The following is a 1,779-nucleotide window of genomic DNA, read 5'->3' as shown; positions in this document are numbered from 1 at the left end:
CGCCGATCCCGTTGCAGGAACTGGACGAGTAGGCCGCAAGACGTGATGTGCGCCCCGACCAAGCGCGGTCGGGGCGCACGACGGTGGCGTCCGCCGGGGCGACTGTGACTGGACGTCCGGAGCGGACGCCAAAGCAGTTGTCAGTGGCCGACCTTAGGATCACCGGATGGCATTCCGATCCAGCTTTTCACTCTGCCGCATGGTCGGGGCGGCAAAGGAAATCACCGATCACGCGAGCGTTCTGCAACGCATCGACGAGGTGCTGCGAATCATGGGGGTGGACCGCACATACGGCAAGGGCCGGTCGTTGGTGGATGCCCTGGAACGTGTGGCCCAAGAGGCCATCCTCTGCGGTGATTTCGGGCTGGCACAACGCTTCCAGCGGTTCGCCGGCTACGCCAGGGGAGAGCTGTTCCTCGAAGTCGTGGAGGGGTACTACGACGAGAAGGCGCGCCGGCGCGGCGAGGAGTACATGCGGAGGATGGTCGCGTTCGGCGCCGGCCGGGCGGTCGCCGCTCTCGACGTGCTCTGTCGTGACAACCCGGACGCGACAGCTGTGGATGCCCGTGATCTCTTCCGTGGAATCGCCAGGTCCGAGGATCATCTGGGCGTCGAGGCCGGGGAGGGCGGAATCCAGCTCTCCACGCAGGAGGCGAGACGCCTGCAGCGGTATGGCCACATGGAGGTGGTCCTGCGGAGCCTGCCGCAGCTGGCCTCTGCAGAGGCTGCCCGGTTGGTGGGGGAGGTCCTTGCGGATGCGGACGCGGGGCTGCTGGCCCAGTTCCTTGAGCTCAAGGCCAGGCGGGCCAGTCTCGCGGCGCTGAGGGCGGCGGTGGACGAGCCCACCAGCTCCGAGAGTGCTCTTCACGCCTGTCTGAAGAATCAGGAGTGGATCTTCGGCGGGGCCTACGTGGGCGAGTTGGCGCGCCGCCAGTACACCCCGGACACCATCCTGGACATCCCGCTCCTGCGTGCTGACGGTTCCCTGCACGTCGTTGAACTCAAACGCGCCAATGTCGGGACCTTGGTCATTCGACGCAACGGGCATCTGATGCTGGGCGCGCCGCCCCACCAGGCGGTTTCACAGGCCCAGAACTACCTGCGGACCCTGGACGAGAACCGGCGGACCATCCTCGCCGACTTCGGGGTCGACAGCCGTCGGGCCTCGGCGACCATCGTGATCGGCCACTCGCGCTACGTGGGAGGGGACATCACACCCCAGGAAGTCGCGGAGACGTTGCGTACCTACAACACGCATGCCACCCGAATAGAAGTGATCACTTACGAGACCCTGCTGGATTCGGCGGCTCGGATGCTGGCGCTGTCGTCTGCGCAGCAGGACTCCGAATCGGCCGAGGAGTACGAGGAGTCTGAGGCATGACCGACACCCCACCCGCGATCGAGCAGCTCCTGGCCCGCCTCTGCGGTGGCTCGATCACTGCGAGGGACTATGTGGGCTACTTCCTGAACGAGCATGGCGAGGAGCTCGTCTTCGCCCAGCGCCCAGGAGAGAAGACGGCTCGGCTCTGGCACAGCGATGCGGACTGGGAGATGTTCCACGTCGGCGATCACTCGATACGGGTCGGCGAGGTCATGGACGGGATGATCACTGTAGAGGGCTTGATCATCAACCAATCCGAGGCGACCTGGCTGTCCTCGTGCCTGGCTGCATCCCGACACCTGCGTCGGCGACAGCTATGAGGCGCTGATGGTCGGGACCACATCGCGCGGCCCTGACCACGTCGGCTCCTGTCACCGCTGGTGCCAGCGGTGACAGCC

2 protein-coding genes are annotated in these 1,779 nt (G+C 65.9%); both read left to right on the top strand.

The annotated features are described in order from the left end of the window. Positions 1–166 precede the first annotated feature (166 nt). A complete protein-coding gene (locus tag ABD308_RS34070) occupies positions 167–1,381 on the top strand; it encodes a Shedu anti-phage system protein SduA domain-containing protein (protein ID WP_344343650.1) in 1,215 nt (404 codons plus the stop codon). Beyond that, the gene (locus ABD308_RS34065; RefSeq protein ID WP_344343648.1) at positions 1,378–1,701 is read left to right on the top strand and encodes a hypothetical protein; all 324 of its coding nucleotides are present in this window, start codon (positions 1,378–1,380) and stop codon (positions 1,699–1,701) included. Before ABD308_RS34070 ends, ABD308_RS34065 begins: the two co-directional genes overlap by 4 nt. Positions 1,702–1,779: the final 78 nt, after the last annotated feature.

The organism is Kitasatospora putterlickiae (assembly GCF_039527695.1).
GTDB lineage: Bacteria > Actinomycetota > Actinomycetes > Streptomycetales > Streptomycetaceae > Kitasatospora > Kitasatospora putterlickiae.
The sequence above is the reverse complement of the archived record's forward strand: the minus strand, read 5'-3'. Positions and strand labels throughout refer to the sequence as shown.

Bases quoted from the DNA above. Each gene is read 5' to 3' on its own strand.
- ABD308_RS34070 (WP_344343650.1), top strand. From the start codon at position 167: ATGGCATTCCGATCCAGCTTTTCACTCTGCCGCATGGTCGGGGCGGCA.
- ABD308_RS34065 (WP_344343648.1), top strand. From the start codon at position 1,378: ATGACCGACACCCCACCCGCGATCGAGCAGCTCCTGGCCCGCCTCTGC.